The sequence below is a fragment of the Alphaproteobacteria bacterium genome (genome assembly GCA_039980135.1).
Classification (GTDB): Bacteria; Pseudomonadota; Alphaproteobacteria; order UBA6615; family UBA6615; genus UBA8079.
This window is the reverse complement of sequence record JBDXCV010000009.1, coordinates 178,480-190,754: the sequence shown is the minus strand read 5'-3', so window position 1 is coordinate 190,754 and position 12,275 is coordinate 178,480. Positions and strand designations below refer to the sequence as shown.

Annotated in this window: 12 protein-coding genes; 6 read left to right on the top strand and 6 right to left on the bottom strand. The window is 62.6% G+C overall.

Going from position 1 to position 12,275, the window contains the following annotated elements; all coding sequences use genetic code 11:
* Positions 1-8: 8 nt before the first annotated feature.
* Entirely contained in the window at positions 9-1,640 is a 1,632-nt protein-coding gene (locus ABJ363_11360) for a DNA cytosine methyltransferase (GenBank protein MEP4379591.1), read from the bottom strand.
* Entirely contained in the window at positions 1,637-1,849 is a 213-nt protein-coding gene (locus ABJ363_11355; GenBank protein ID MEP4379590.1) for a hypothetical protein, read from the bottom strand. Before ABJ363_11355 ends, ABJ363_11360 begins: the two co-directional genes overlap by 4 nt.
* Here ABJ363_11355 and vsr point away from each other — a divergent pair.
* The 3 genes from vsr (at position 1,760) to gabD (ending at position 5,455) form a co-directional block, all read left to right on the top strand.
* Positions 1,760-2,209, top strand: coding sequence for a DNA mismatch endonuclease Vsr (gene vsr / locus ABJ363_11350; protein MEP4379589.1), 450 nt, complete (start codon positions 1,760-1,762; stop codon positions 2,207-2,209). The genes ABJ363_11355 and vsr overlap by 90 nt on opposite strands.
* A 125-nt stretch (positions 2,210-2,334) precedes the next feature.
* Entirely contained in the window at positions 2,335-3,702 is a 1,368-nt protein-coding gene (locus ABJ363_11345) for an LLM class flavin-dependent oxidoreductase (GenBank protein MEP4379588.1), read from the top strand.
* A gap of 298 nt (positions 3,703-4,000) precedes the next feature.
* A complete protein-coding gene (gene gabD / locus ABJ363_11340; GenBank protein ID MEP4379587.1) occupies positions 4,001-5,455 on the top strand; it encodes an NADP-dependent succinate-semialdehyde dehydrogenase in 1,455 nt (484 codons plus the stop codon).
* 132 nt (positions 5,456-5,587) lie between these two features.
* Here the strand turns inward: gabD and ABJ363_11335 are convergent, their stop codons facing one another.
* Positions 5,588-6,463: a 3-keto-5-aminohexanoate cleavage protein gene (locus ABJ363_11335; GenBank protein ID MEP4379586.1), complete on the bottom strand. Its 876-nt coding sequence runs from the start codon at positions 6,461-6,463 to the stop codon at positions 5,588-5,590.
* A 98-nt stretch (positions 6,464-6,561) separates the two neighbouring features.
* Between ABJ363_11335 and ABJ363_11330 the strand changes: the two genes are divergently transcribed.
* The 3 genes from ABJ363_11330 to ABJ363_11320 all read left to right on the top strand — a co-directional run bounded on the left by ABJ363_11330 (position 6,562) and on the right by ABJ363_11320 (position 9,351).
* A complete protein-coding gene (locus ABJ363_11330; protein ID MEP4379585.1) occupies positions 6,562-7,149 on the top strand; it encodes a cupin domain-containing protein in 588 nt (195 codons plus the stop codon).
* 97 nt (positions 7,150-7,246) lie between these two features.
* Entirely contained in the window at positions 7,247-8,227 is a 981-nt protein-coding gene (locus ABJ363_11325; protein MEP4379584.1) for a quinone oxidoreductase, read from the top strand.
* A 137-nt stretch (positions 8,228-8,364) separates the two neighbouring features.
* Positions 8,365-9,351, top strand: coding sequence for an alpha/beta hydrolase (locus ABJ363_11320; GenBank protein ID MEP4379583.1), 987 nt, complete (start codon positions 8,365-8,367; stop codon positions 9,349-9,351).
* Positions 9,352-9,469: 118 nt separating this feature from the next.
* Here ABJ363_11320 and mntR read toward each other — a convergent pair whose 3' ends face one another.
* The 3 genes from mntR to ABJ363_11305 are packed head-to-tail and all read right to left on the bottom strand — an operon-like array spanning position 9,470 to position 12,078.
* A complete protein-coding gene (gene mntR, locus ABJ363_11315; GenBank protein ID MEP4379582.1) occupies positions 9,470-9,949 on the bottom strand; it encodes a manganese-binding transcriptional regulator MntR in 480 nt (159 codons plus the stop codon).
* A gap of 12 nt (positions 9,950-9,961) precedes the next feature.
* On the bottom strand, positions 9,962-11,152 hold the full coding sequence (locus ABJ363_11310) for a metal transporter (protein MEP4379581.1): 1,191 nt from the start codon (positions 11,150-11,152) through the stop codon (positions 9,962-9,964).
* Positions 11,152-12,078, bottom strand: coding sequence for a multicopper oxidase domain-containing protein (locus ABJ363_11305; protein ID MEP4379580.1), 927 nt, complete (start codon positions 12,076-12,078; stop codon positions 11,152-11,154). The genes ABJ363_11310 and ABJ363_11305 overlap by 1 nt, the downstream gene beginning before the upstream one ends.
* Between the last annotated feature and the right edge of the window lie 197 nt (positions 12,079-12,275).

Below are 12,275 nucleotides of genomic sequence, written 5' to 3'. Positions count from 1 at the left end.
CAAACACGTTAGCTTTTCGAGACTATCTGAAGCACGAGCCCAGCAATTTGCTTGGCCAAGAAGGGGGGAACGGCATTTCCAACCTGATGGTATTGCTGGGTTCTGGGTCCCATGAAGAAATAGTCATCAGGAAAAGTCTGTAGCCGCGCCGCTTCCCTTACGGTGAGGCTTCGGCATTGTGCAGGATCGTAGTGGATGAAGTAGTGTCCATCTTTTGAGATATGGCTGGTGATCGTGGTGGCCGTGTCTTCCGCGACCTGAACCCGGAATCGATCAGCGAATTTGCCTGTCGACCAGTTTTTGTGAGCTGGTGCCAGTCCTAATGGAAACTCGTCGGATTTGGGCGAGTACTTCTCCACCGAGGCCCAGGCGGCGCAAAAAAGATAGCGCCCGAAATCTTTTGCTATGTGCGCGCGGGTTTCATGATTGGCAACCGAACGTAGGCGGTCATTGGTAAGCCATTCAACGAGCGTGCGCGTCACATCCGGGTCCATTTCCGGATGAAGCGTTCTTTCGGATTGGTGTCGACGTTCGAGCGGTTCATTGCGTGTTCGAAGACTGTTGGCCGCCTCGTTCAACACTTCGCGGATCTCATCGAAATTTGCTTCGAACAGAGTATCCGAGCCGGTCTCATGAAGAGCCGTGGCTACTAGCTCAGCCTGGTTAATGACTTCCCTGGACCAGAGTTCATACGTATCTGGCGACGTTCGGCCACGTCGGGACAAACCGCTCCGTAGTGGCGGCAGATCCCCAATTACGGCGCGCAAGCTCGGCGCCGGCATCTCAGATTTGGGCAGGATAAGGTCAAAGTCCGGCTCGATGTCCTCTCGTACCCCAAGAATGAAAATTCGGTGCCGACGCTGAGGAACTCCGTACTCCTCTGCACGCAGTATGAAACTGCGGGGGTCAATGCGAGCGAGTGTTTTGTCGCGCGAATAACACTCACCGGTCAGCATCGAATACAGTCGATACCCTTGTCCCTCGGCGCTTGGACTGTGCTCCAGCGCCAGGTCCGGATCGCTGAGGTCCTCCAGGATACGATCAAAGATCGGTGCCCCATCGAGCGTGGAAGAGAGAAGTCCCTTGACGTTCTCCATGACGAAGACAGCAGGGCGCTTCTTCTGAATTATCTTCAGGTATTCTCGGTAGAGCAGGTGGCGGTGATCCTCCTCAGGGACATAGTCATCTTTACCCTGATTCCTGGCTCGACCCACCAGTGAGTAGGCCTGACACGGGGGGCCTCCCACCAATATCCAGTCGCTGTTTTCTTCAACTCGTGCGTCGAGCAACCTGTAAAGCTTTGCGTCGTCGTCTTCGTTCCCAAGTTCTAGCTGAAGTGCTTCACCGTTGGCCTCCGCCCACTCTTCGGAAAAGCGCTCCGATAGTATTTCGAATGCTTCTGTGGTCGGGTTCGCGAGGTAATCGAAGTACTCGTCTGGAACATGCGCCGCGTCCGGGAACTGGCGGTAAAACGCACGCAAACGAAGAGTTTCCCGTGCGACCGGATCCATCTCGGCGGAGATGGTGATCTTGAACGGGCGCCAACAATCTTCACCCGAGCCGTGTGTGAGCGCAGAGAAGCCTTCTCCAAGCCCGCCAGGACCAGCAAATACGTCAACTACCTTGATAGGCGATTTCATCTCTCGTACTTGCTTTCTGCGTTGACCGGGGCGTTGTGAAGTATATTGGAACCGTAAAACCAAACCAGGGCGGCGTGCAGGTCATGGCTGACATCGTTGATCGCAAGACACGCTCCAGAATGATGTCCGGCATTCGTGGCAAGAACACCAAGCCGGAACTGCTTGTGAGAAGAGGCCTCCACTCCAGAGGTTTCAGGTTTACGCTTCATGATCGAACACTTCCAGGTGCTCCGGATATCAAGTTGCCGAAATTTCGGACGGTAGTCTTTGTGCATGGTTGTTACTGGCACCACCACAAGAACTGCGCCAAAGCGACTACGCCGAGTACGAATACGAAGTGGTGGGTCGAGAAGATTCAGGGGAATGTTGAGAGGGACGGACGTAACGTTCGGCATCTCCTGAAAGAGGGCTGGCGTGTGGCAGTGGTTTGGGAGTGCGGGCTGGTTGATCGGAACGATCTTCTTGGGAAATCGATGGACAGGCTCGAGAATTGGATCCGGGGTAATGATGGGCAGATTGTTACAATCCCCCGCATGCCGCCGGTGAAGCGCAGGATGAAGGAAGCATGAGATACCCGGATCAAGCCCGTGTATGACGGTATGTGTGTTGGGTTGTCACACAGACTCCCAATTTGACCCTCCACAAGGCAAACTCCGGCTCTGACATTTCAGCGTCACAACTTGCCGGTCCCACCATGCCCAAACCCATCCACATCAATCTCTTCATCCAGTCGCGAGGTCATCATGAGACGGCGTGGGATCATCCCGGTGCCGATCCGCGCTCGCTGATGGACATCTCCTACTATGTGGACCTGGCCAAACAGGCCGAGGCGGCGAAGCTCGATTCCATCTTCTTCGCCGACGTGCTGATGATGACCAACGACGCCATGGAATCCGGCCGCTTCTGGCCCGACCCGGTGATCATGCTCGCCGCGATCGCCATGCAGACCGAACGGGTCGGGCTGATCGCCACGGGCTCGTGCACCTATTCCGAGCCTTACAACCTGGCGCGCCAGTTCGCCTCCATCGACCACATCTCCGGCGGCCGGGCGGCGTGGAACATCGTCACCACCTGGGTCGAGGCGGTTGCGGCCAATTACGGGCGCGAGCACACCGCCCATGGCGACCGCTACGAGAAGGGCGAGGAGTTCGTCGCCGCGGTGAAGGACCTGTGGGACAGCTGGGCCGACGACGCGCTGGTGGATGACCGCACCCCTGACAAACAGGCCGGCGGCGTGTGCGGCGATCTTTCGCGGATCACGCCGATCGATTTCAAGGGCGAGTATTACCAGGTCAAGGGGCCGCTGAACGTGCCGCGCAGCCCGCAAGGCCGGCCCGTGCTGGTGCAGGCCGGCGCGTCGGATCGCGGGCGGGATTTCGCCGCGCTCCACGCCGAGGCGATTTTTACGGCCCATCTGGAGAAGGAAACCGCCCAGGAATTCTATAGGGACATCAAGAAACGCGCCGCCAATTTCGGCCGCAACGCCGACCAGGTGGTGATCCTGCCGGGGCTCAACCCCGTGATCGGCGGCACCGAGGCCGAGGCGAAAGAGAATCTGATGGAACTGAACGCCCGGATGGACCCGGAGGTCGGCCGCCGCACACTCTCCCAGCGGTTCGCGGGGCATGATTTCTCCCATATCGATCTCGACCAGCCGCTCAAGGCGTCGGACTTCCCCGAGCCCGAGGGTCTCGAGACCATGAAGAGCCGCGCGGCGCTGATCGTGCGGATCGTCGAGAAGGAAGGCCTGACCCTGCGCGAGCTGCTGGCGCGGTTCGCGGGCGGGCGCGGCCATTACACGACGGCGGGCACGCCCGAGCAGATCGCCGACCTCATCCAGGACTGGTGCGACCCGGACAGCGCAGGAAGTGATGGGGGCGGCCCCGCAGCCGACGGCTTCAACTACATGCCGCCGGTGATCCCCGCACTGATGAACCCGTTCATGGACGAGGTGGTGCCGCTGCTCCAGAAGCGCGGCCTGTTCCGCACGGAATATGAAGGTACGACACTGCGCGAGAATCTCGGTCTGGACCGGCCGGCAAGCAGGTTCTTTCCCGCATAGTTCGTCATGCCCGGACTTGATCCGGGCATCTCATCACGCGCCGAGACGAGATACGCGGGTCAAGCCCGCGTATGACGGCTTTGGGTGGCGTCATGCCATGGCCACAACGCCGCGTCATGCCCGCGTAGGCGGGCATCCATAAACACAAGCGTCTGCCCGGTTGAACGCCGGCGTCTATGGATTCCGGCCTTCCGGCGCTGACGCGCCTGCAGCCGGAATGACAATGAATGGTTGGTCGGTTGTCCGTCCTGTCTCCACGGGCCTATGCTTTGGAAAAGGCAATTCAGGGGACGGGGCCATGAAACTCTCAGACAGCACGCTTTTCCGCCAGCAATGCTACGTGAACGGCGAATGGGCCGACGCGGATTCGGGCGAGACCATCGAAGTGACCAACCCGGCCGACGGCGCGGTCATCGGCACCATCCCGAAGATGGGCACGGCCGAAACCCGCCGCGCGATCGAGGCGGCCGAGGAAGCCCAGAAGGAATGGAAAACGCGCACCGGCAAGGAGCGCGCCGCCATCCTGCGCAAGTGGCACGATCTGATGATGGCGAACCAGGAAGATCTGGCGATCCTGATGACCACCGAACAGGGCAAGCCGATCGCCGAGAGCCGGGGCGAGATCGCCTATGCGGCCGCCTTCATCGAGTGGTTCGCGGAGGAGGGCAAGCGCATCTACGGCGACACCATCCCCGGCCATACCCGCGACACGCGGATCGTTGTGTTGAAGGAACCCATCGGTGTTACGGCGGCGATCACGCCGTGGAACTTCCCCGCCGCGATGATCACCCGCAAGGCGGGCCCGGCCCTGGCCGCGGGCTGCTCGATGGTGGTGAAGCCCGCCACCTCGACGCCCTATTCGGCGCTCGCGATGGTCGAACTGGCCGAACGCGCCGGGGTGCCGGCGGGGGTTTTGTCGGTCGTCACGGGTTCGTCGAAGGAGATCGGCGAGGAGATCACGTCGAACCCCATCGTGCGCAAGCTGACCTTCACCGGCTCGACCGAGGTGGGCAAGGTGCTGATGGCCCAGTCGGCCCAGACGATCAAGAAGGTGTCGATGGAACTGGGCGGCAATGCGCCGTTCCTCGTGTTCGATGACGCCGATCTGGATGCCGCCGTGGTTGGCGCCATGGCGTCGAAGTACCGCAACACTGGCCAGACATGCGTGTGTGCCAACCGGATTCTCGTACAGGACGGGGTCTATGAGGCCTTCACCGAGAAACTTTCCGAAGCCGTGCGCGAACTCAACGTCGGCAATGGCCTGTCCGAAGACGTGCAGCAGGGCCCGCTGATCGACATGGCGGCGGTCGAGAAGGTGGAACAGCATATCGCCGACGCCGTCGCCAAGGGCGCGAAAATCGCCGTCGGCGGCGCGCGCCACGATCTCGGCGGCACGTTCTTTCAGCCGACACTGCTGGTGGACGTCACGCCGACCATGGACGTCAGCCGGGAAGAGACGTTCGGGCCGCTGGCGCCTTTGTACCGCTTCGGTTCGGACGAAGAGGGCATCGCCATGGCCAACGACACGGAGTTCGGCCTGGCGGCGTATTTCTATGCGTCCGATCTCAAACGCGTCTGGAAGGTCTCGGAGGGACTCGAGTCCGGCATCATCGGGGTGAACACCGGCCTGATCTCGACCGAGGTCGCGCCCTTCGGCGGGGTCAAGGAGAGCGGCGTGGGCCGCGAGGGCTCCCACTACGGCATCGACGACTATGTGGAGATCAAATATCTCTGCCTGGGCGGGATTGCTTAGGTCTACCACCACGTCATGCCCGGACTTGATCCGGGCATCTCATGTGGTTCTGAGACGAGATACGCGGGTCAAGCCCGCGCATGACGATGAAGGGAATGGCGGGCGGGTTTGAAACCCGCCCGTATTCCAGCCCTAAAGCCCCAGTATCTCCCGCGCTTCGGCCGGGGTGGCGGCGGTGTCGCCGGTGCTCTCGACGATCTGCACCGCGCGTTCGACCAGCTGGGCGTTGCCCGAGGCGAGCTCGCCGCGCGCGATGTAGAGATTATCCTCCAGCCCCACGCGGGCATGGCCGCCGAGCAGGACGGCCGAGGCCACCATCGGAAACTCGAAGCGCGAGATTCCGAACGAGGCCCAGTTGGCGCCCGCCGGCAGCATGTCGCGCATCAGCATCATCGTCTCGGCGTTGGCCGGTGCTCCCCAGGGGATGCCCAGGCAAAGCTGATAGAGCGGCTTGTCGTCCTTGATCGCGCCGGTCTCCAGCATGTGGTTGGCGAGGCGCACATGGCCGGTATCGAAGACTTCGAGTTCCGGCTTCACGCCGGCTTCCTGGATCAGCACCGCCATCTCGTTGAGCATCTCCGGCGTGTTGACCATGGGTCGTTCGCCGAAGTTCATCGTCGCGATGTCCAGCGAGCAGATGTCGGGCTTGTTCTCGACCACATGGGCGACGCGCTCGACTGCGGTCTTCATCACCGAGCCGGGGGCCGCCTTCATCGGGTCATCGCGTTCGGGCATGAAGCGGCCACCCGGGCCCGTCGTCAGGTTGATGATCACCGGCGAGCCCGAATCCCGGATGCGGTCCACCACCTCCTTGTAGAGCTTGGTGTCCATGCTCGCCTTGCCGGTCTCCACGTTGCGGACGTGAATATGCGCGATGGCCGCACCGGCCTTGTTGGCGGCGATGGCCTCGTTGGCGATTTCTTCGGGTGTGACGGGGACGGCCGGATTGGCGCCCTTCGAGTCGGCCGCACCGGTGACGGCACAGCTGATGATCACGGGTCGAGACATGATGGAACTTCCCCCTTGGTGTCCGCGTGCCTTGTTTGGCACATTGGATCAAAGCCTAGCCAGCCGGATGGCCGCAAACAAGAGGAGGGACACACAAGATGCGCAATGCCGCCGAACATGTATCGCCCAAGGTTTCAGCTGAGGAGATGGAAGCGACCCGCGTGGCGCGTTTCAAGGACCTCAAGAAGTTCAACGTCGCGTTCGTCGATTCCCTGCTGCCCGAACATCGCAAGAAGAACCTCAAGGTGATCGGCCGCGGCGTGGTCGAGGATCCGCGCATGAGCCCGCCGATCGCCGAGGACCACGGCTTCACGGTCGCCTTCATCACCTGCGATCCCGACACCGGGGCCGCGCTCCACAGCCACGAGACGGCCGAAGTGTTCATGCCGCTCAACGGCAGCCTGATCGTCTATTGGGGCGATGACGGCGAGGAAGAGCTGACCCTGGAACCCTGGGACACGATATCGGTCCCGGAGGGTGTGATGCGGGGCTTCCGCAACCCGAACGACGAAGAGGTCGTGATCCTCGCCATGGTCGGCCAGCAGGATGGCGGCGGGCCTGTCACCTGGCATCCCGAAGTGCTCGCGCGCGCCAAGCATACCGGTCTCGGCGTGGAGGACGGCAAGCTGGTCCGGCTCGAAAATTTCGAGATGCCCGAGGGCATGGAAGAAATCGAAACCGGCTAATGTCCTTCCGGGCGTGAAGGACTAGATAACTCTGCGCCGCCGTATCGGCGAACAGCACATAATCAACCGACGTCAATTTGTTTGAGGAAACCCCGTGATGGTGAAAGCAATTCGAATTCATGAGTTCGGCGAGGCCGATGTCCTGAAATGGGAGGACATCGAGGTGGGCGATCCCGGCCCGGGCCAGCTGCGCCTGCGCCACACGGTGATCGGCTTCAACTTTCTCGACATCATGGTCCGCAAGGGCCTCTACCCGGTGCTGCCGGAACTTCCCTCGGTGCTGGGGACGGAGGCCGCCGCCGTCATCGAGGCGGTCGGCGCGGGGGTCGATGATTTCTCGGTCGGCCAGCGGGTGGTCTATGCCTCGACCTACCCTGGTTCCTACGCCGAGGCCCGGCTGATCGATGCGGCGCAGGTCGTCGCCCTGCCGGATAACGTGTCCGACGAAGATGCCGCCGCGAGCCTTTTGAAAGGCATGACGGCGGAGTATCTGATTCACCGGACCTATCCTGCACAAGCGGGTGAGACCGCGCTGGTGCATGCGGCGGCGGGCGGCGTGGGCCTGTTCCTGTGCCAGTGGCTGGCCTCGAAAGGCGTGACCGTGATCGGCACCGTGGGCTCCGATGCCAAGAAGGAGACGATCCTGGAGAACGGCGCCAAGCATGCGGTGAACTACAAGACCGAGAACTTCACCGAGGTCGCCCGCGAGGTCACCGGCGGTGAAGGGGTCCACGTGGTCTATGATTCCGTCGGCAAGGATCACTATCAGGGCTCGATCGATGCGCTGCGGCCGCGGGGTTACATGGTCAATTTCGGCAACGCGTCGGGCCCCGTGCCGCCGATCGATGCGGTGGAGCTCAACGTGAAGGGCTCGCTGTTCTTCACCAAGGCGTCGATGCGCTTCTATCAGCTGAACCGTCAGGAACTCGACGACAGCGCCGCGACCCTGTTTGCGGCCATCGCGGCGGGCGACATCAAGCCCGTGATTGGCCAGACCTACGCGCTCCAAGACGCCGCCCAGGCGCAGACCGACGTGTGGGACGGCAAGACGACGGGTTCGACGTTGCTGACGGTTTGACCCAGAACAAGCCGTCATACGCGGGCTTGACCCGCGTATCTCGTGCGCCATGAGGCTGGAATTGAACTGAGATGCCCGGATCAAGTCCGGGCATGACGATTGGTTTTAGTGGTTGCAGAATAGGGGAGAAGGACATCATGGACCTCGAATACCGACCGGTGAGTGAAGCGGCGCTCGAACTGATGCGCACCGGGCATAACCACCCGGAGATGGTCGCGACCCTGAAGGAGATCGCGGCCGAAGGCCTGCCGCCTGCGCCCGAGAATACGGACGGCGAGACCGAGGATATCGGCGGGCTGGACGTCAAGCATAGGTTTGTGGAGGCCCCGGGCGAGAGCGAGACCATCCGCTGGCATTTCGTCGAGGCGGGTAAAGGCCCGGTGCTGTTGCTGATGCACGGTATTCCGCAATCCTGGTGCATGTGGCGGCCGATCCTGCCGGAACTGGCGAAGCATTTCCGCTGCATCGCCATCGATCTCAAGGGCTACGGCCAGTCCGACAATCGCCGCGGCGACTACCGCCATGAGGGTGTCGCGGAACAGGTGGTCTCCCTGCTCGACACGATCGGGGTGGAGAAGTTTCACCTGTTCAGTCACGACCGGGGCACCGTTCAGGCGGATTTCATCGCCGCCAAACATGCCGACCGGGTCCTTCGCTGGGTGCGCGGATCCCAGCATCTGATTCATTTCCACCCGGACCTTGCACCCCAGGAGTTGATGTTTACGAACCTCGAGACCCGCGGCATTCTCCAGGACCCGGTCAAGGTCTTCGAATGGGGCTTCGGCCGTTTGTGCAAGCACCCGATCCCCAAGCCGGACGTGATCCGCGCCATGCAGGAATTCTCGCGCCCGGGTACCGGCGTCGCGGTGGAGCGGTATTTTCAGTCCTCGACCTTCCGCAAGGACTGGATCGACCGGCTGACCCGATTGATCCCGGCCTGGACCGCACCGATGCTGATCCTGCAGGGCTCCGACGAGCCGCCGATGCCGGTCGAAAACTACGAGGGGCTGGAGGAATACCTGCCCGACGCCAAAGTCGCGCTGGTCGATGGCGGGCATTTCTATGTCGAGGAAAACCCGGCGGATACGCTGGCGAAGGCGCTGCCGTTCTTGTTGGGGGACTAGACGGGCGGTCTATCCCGGTTCGTCATACGCGGGCTTGACCCGCGTATCTCGTGCGCCCCGCGGCTGAAATCGAGCTGAGATGCCCGGATCAAGTCCGGGCATGACGACTAGAGAGAGTTCACCCGTCCCTGTCGGACGTGATCTTCGCGAAGGCGGCCAGGGTCTCGGCGCTGACATAATGCTCGATGCCCTCGGCGTCGAGCTCCGCGTTGCGCGCGCTGACCCCGATCGCGCGCAGGAAATTCAACACGATCTGGTGGCGTTTGCGCGAGGCGTCGGCGAGCGCTGAGCCTTGCTCGGTCAGGAAGATGGACCGGTACGGGCGTGACGTGACCAGCCCGTCGCGCTGGAGCCGCTTGACGATCTTGTTGACCGTGGCATGGGACACACCGAACCGCTGCGCCAGATCGGTGACCCGCGCCTCGCCATAGGCGTTGATCAGATCGTCGATCATCTCGACATAGTCTTCGGCCTTCTCGGTCTGCTGGGCGTTGCGGACCCGCTCGAACTGGGCGGCCTGGCGGTCCGCATCCATCAGTTCGTCGGCGCTGTCCGATGCCGCGTCGTCCGTGGTCAGGGTCTTGCCGCGCTCGGCCATCGGATCGGCCCTCTAGACCTGCACGAGGAAGGCGGTGGCGTACATGGCGAGCACGCCTGTGCCGAAACCGGCAAACGCGGTCCCGCCGGACAGGCTGTCGGTACTCTCGCGCCCGAGCGCGAGGATGAAGCGGATGACCTCGACCATGACCTGCAGAATGGCACCCGCGGCGATTCCAAAGAAGATCGCACCCCAGTGGGGCAGGAAGGCGAAGGCACCGATCCACGCGCCGGCAACGGCAGGAAGGCCGGCCAGCGCGGTCCAGCCGACGAACATCCAGAGCCCGGGTGTCTTGCGGGTGACCGGCGCAGCGATGGCGATGCCCTCGGTCAGGTTGTGGACGGTAAACCCGACGATCAACAGACTACCCAGCGCCGCGTTGCCCAGGATGAGCGCGGTGCCGATCGACAGGCCCTCGCCGAAATTATGTAGCCCGATGCCGAGCGCCATCCAGGTCGCCAGTGCAATGCCGCCCGTGCCGCCTTTGCGTCCGCCGATCCGGCTGAGCGCCATCAGCGCCGCGAATGTGAGGGCAGCGACGACCCAGACGATCACGTCGGTCTGGTAGGCGCCGGCCGCCTCCGCGGCGAGTTCGAGCCCTTCGGCCAGCGTGTCCACAAGCAGGAAGGCGAGAAGCCCGACAGTCAGCGCCATGGCGAAGACCATGCCTTCGGTCCCCATGCGGCGCAGAATCGGGATCGTGGCCAGCCCGAGTGCGATGGGAACGACCCCGACAAACAGGCCGAGCAGCGCCAGGTCGAACAACGCGCCGAGACTGAACGGCGTCGTGTCGCGTGCCACGTCGATCGAGTAGCCGAAGGTGGTGCCGGTGCTGGTCACGAAGGTCAGGTGATGGGCGTCGCCCGCGACCCAGGGGTAGGGAATTTCGATCAGCGCGCCCTCGAACCGGCCGAGCGGGCCATCGGGGGTCTGCTTGAAGTTCCAGTAGGCCCCGTCGACCTGTACCTGGGCGATGGAAACATCGTCGCGACCGTCGCCCCGGACCCAGACTTCGATCCCGTTCGGTTCGGTCGTGCCGCGCTCGATGGCGAGGCCTTCATCGGGCGGCAGGCCGGTGCCAAACCGCGCCAGCGGGTCGAACAGGGTCACGGCCAGCGCGACCAGCGCCAGCAGAAACAGCGGGAAGCCGATGGCCAGGCCGCGTTTCGTTGCAACGCTATGGTCTGCGGAGGCGGGGATCATCACGTCACCTCGAACACACTCATCCAGCCGAGTTCGGCGAACTCGCTCTGATGGGCGTGGAACATGTAGCGGCCGGGTTCGTGGTTCGCGAAGGACATCTCGAGAATCCCGCGCTGGGCCTGGCACTGCATGATCGTATCAACCGTTCTGAGGGTCGGCGTCAGCGTCGTGCCATGGTCGTAATAGTCGAAGAAATTTCCGTGCAGATGGAACGAGTTGATGGGGTCGAACTCGGTGATGTTCACCAGATAAATCCGGATCGGGCGGTCCCGGTCCACCTGGATCGGGCGTTTCATATACTCATGGGCGACCGTGTTGGCCGCGTAGATCTCGTTCTCGTCGTCGAAATTCGTGTCGAAACCGTTCATCACCATGACGAATTCCTGCCAGGTGTCGTTCTCGGGCGTCCCGAGCAGGCGCGCGCGCGCCACATCGGTATGTTCCGGGTGCCGCGCCGGATCGGGATCGACGATGAAGGCGCCGTACAGGCCCTTGTGGACATGCCGTTTCAACGGCGTCGCGTGGCAGTGATACAGGTGGCAGCCGAAGGGCTCGGCGGGCATCTCGTAGGTGAAGCTTTCGCCCGGTCCCACGAGGCCTGCGCCCGCGATCCCGTCCATGCTGGCGGCGTGGATGCCGTGGAAATGGATCGAATGGGTGTGACTGCCCGCGTTCGTGAAGTGGATCCGCAGCCACTCGCCTTCGACCGCGCGGATGGTCGGGCCGGGCACCCGGCCATTATAGGCCCAGGCGGGAAAGAAGATGCCGGGCGCGATCTCGATCTCGATATCGACCGCGGTGATCTCGTATTCGCGCACACGCCGCCCGTTGGCATCGGTCGTCACCGTGCCCAAATCCCAGTCGTTCAGAATCTCGTGGGGGTCGAACCCATTGCGCACGTGATCGACATTGCCGACGGTCGTCATGCCGTCCAGATGGCTGCCGGCATGGACAGAGCCCGGTGACTGGGCCTGCGCGGTGTCGATTCCGGACCCTGCCAGGATCGGCGCCAGGGGCAACGCGGCACTTGCGCCCAGAAAGGCGCGCCGGTTCGTCACCGATTGCAAAATACGCGAAATCATTGTCGTCCAACCTGACCAGGGTGCCAGCTTCCGGCGTGTGC

Coding starts and splice junctions, on each gene's coding strand:
- vsr (MEP4379589.1), top strand. CDS start 1,760: ATGATGTCCGGCATTCGTGGCAAGAACACCAAGCCGGAACTGCTTGTG.
- ABJ363_11360 (MEP4379591.1), bottom strand. CDS start 1,640: ATGAAATCGCCTATCAAGGTAGTTGACGTATTTGCTGGTCCTGGCGGG.
- gabD (MEP4379587.1), top strand. CDS start 4,001: ATGAAACTCTCAGACAGCACGCTTTTCCGCCAGCAATGCTACGTGAAC.
- ABJ363_11345 (MEP4379588.1), top strand. CDS start 2,335: ATGCCCAAACCCATCCACATCAATCTCTTCATCCAGTCGCGAGGTCAT.
- ABJ363_11355 (MEP4379590.1), bottom strand. CDS start 1,849: ATGAAGCGTAAACCTGAAACCTCTGGAGTGGAGGCCTCTTCTCACAAG.
- mntR (MEP4379582.1), bottom strand. CDS start 9,949: ATGGCCGAGCGCGGCAAGACCCTGACCACGGACGACGCGGCATCGGAC.
- ABJ363_11325 (MEP4379584.1), top strand. CDS start 7,247: ATGGTGAAAGCAATTCGAATTCATGAGTTCGGCGAGGCCGATGTCCTG.
- ABJ363_11330 (MEP4379585.1), top strand. CDS start 6,562: ATGCGCAATGCCGCCGAACATGTATCGCCCAAGGTTTCAGCTGAGGAG.
- ABJ363_11335 (MEP4379586.1), bottom strand. CDS start 6,463: ATGTCTCGACCCGTGATCATCAGCTGTGCCGTCACCGGTGCGGCCGAC.
- ABJ363_11310 (MEP4379581.1), bottom strand. CDS start 11,152: ATGATCCCCGCCTCCGCAGACCATAGCGTTGCAACGAAACGCGGCCTG.
- ABJ363_11320 (MEP4379583.1), top strand. CDS start 8,365: ATGGACCTCGAATACCGACCGGTGAGTGAAGCGGCGCTCGAACTGATG.
- ABJ363_11305 (MEP4379580.1), bottom strand. CDS start 12,078: ATGACGACCGTCGGCAATGTCGATCACGTGCGCAATGGGTTCGACCCC.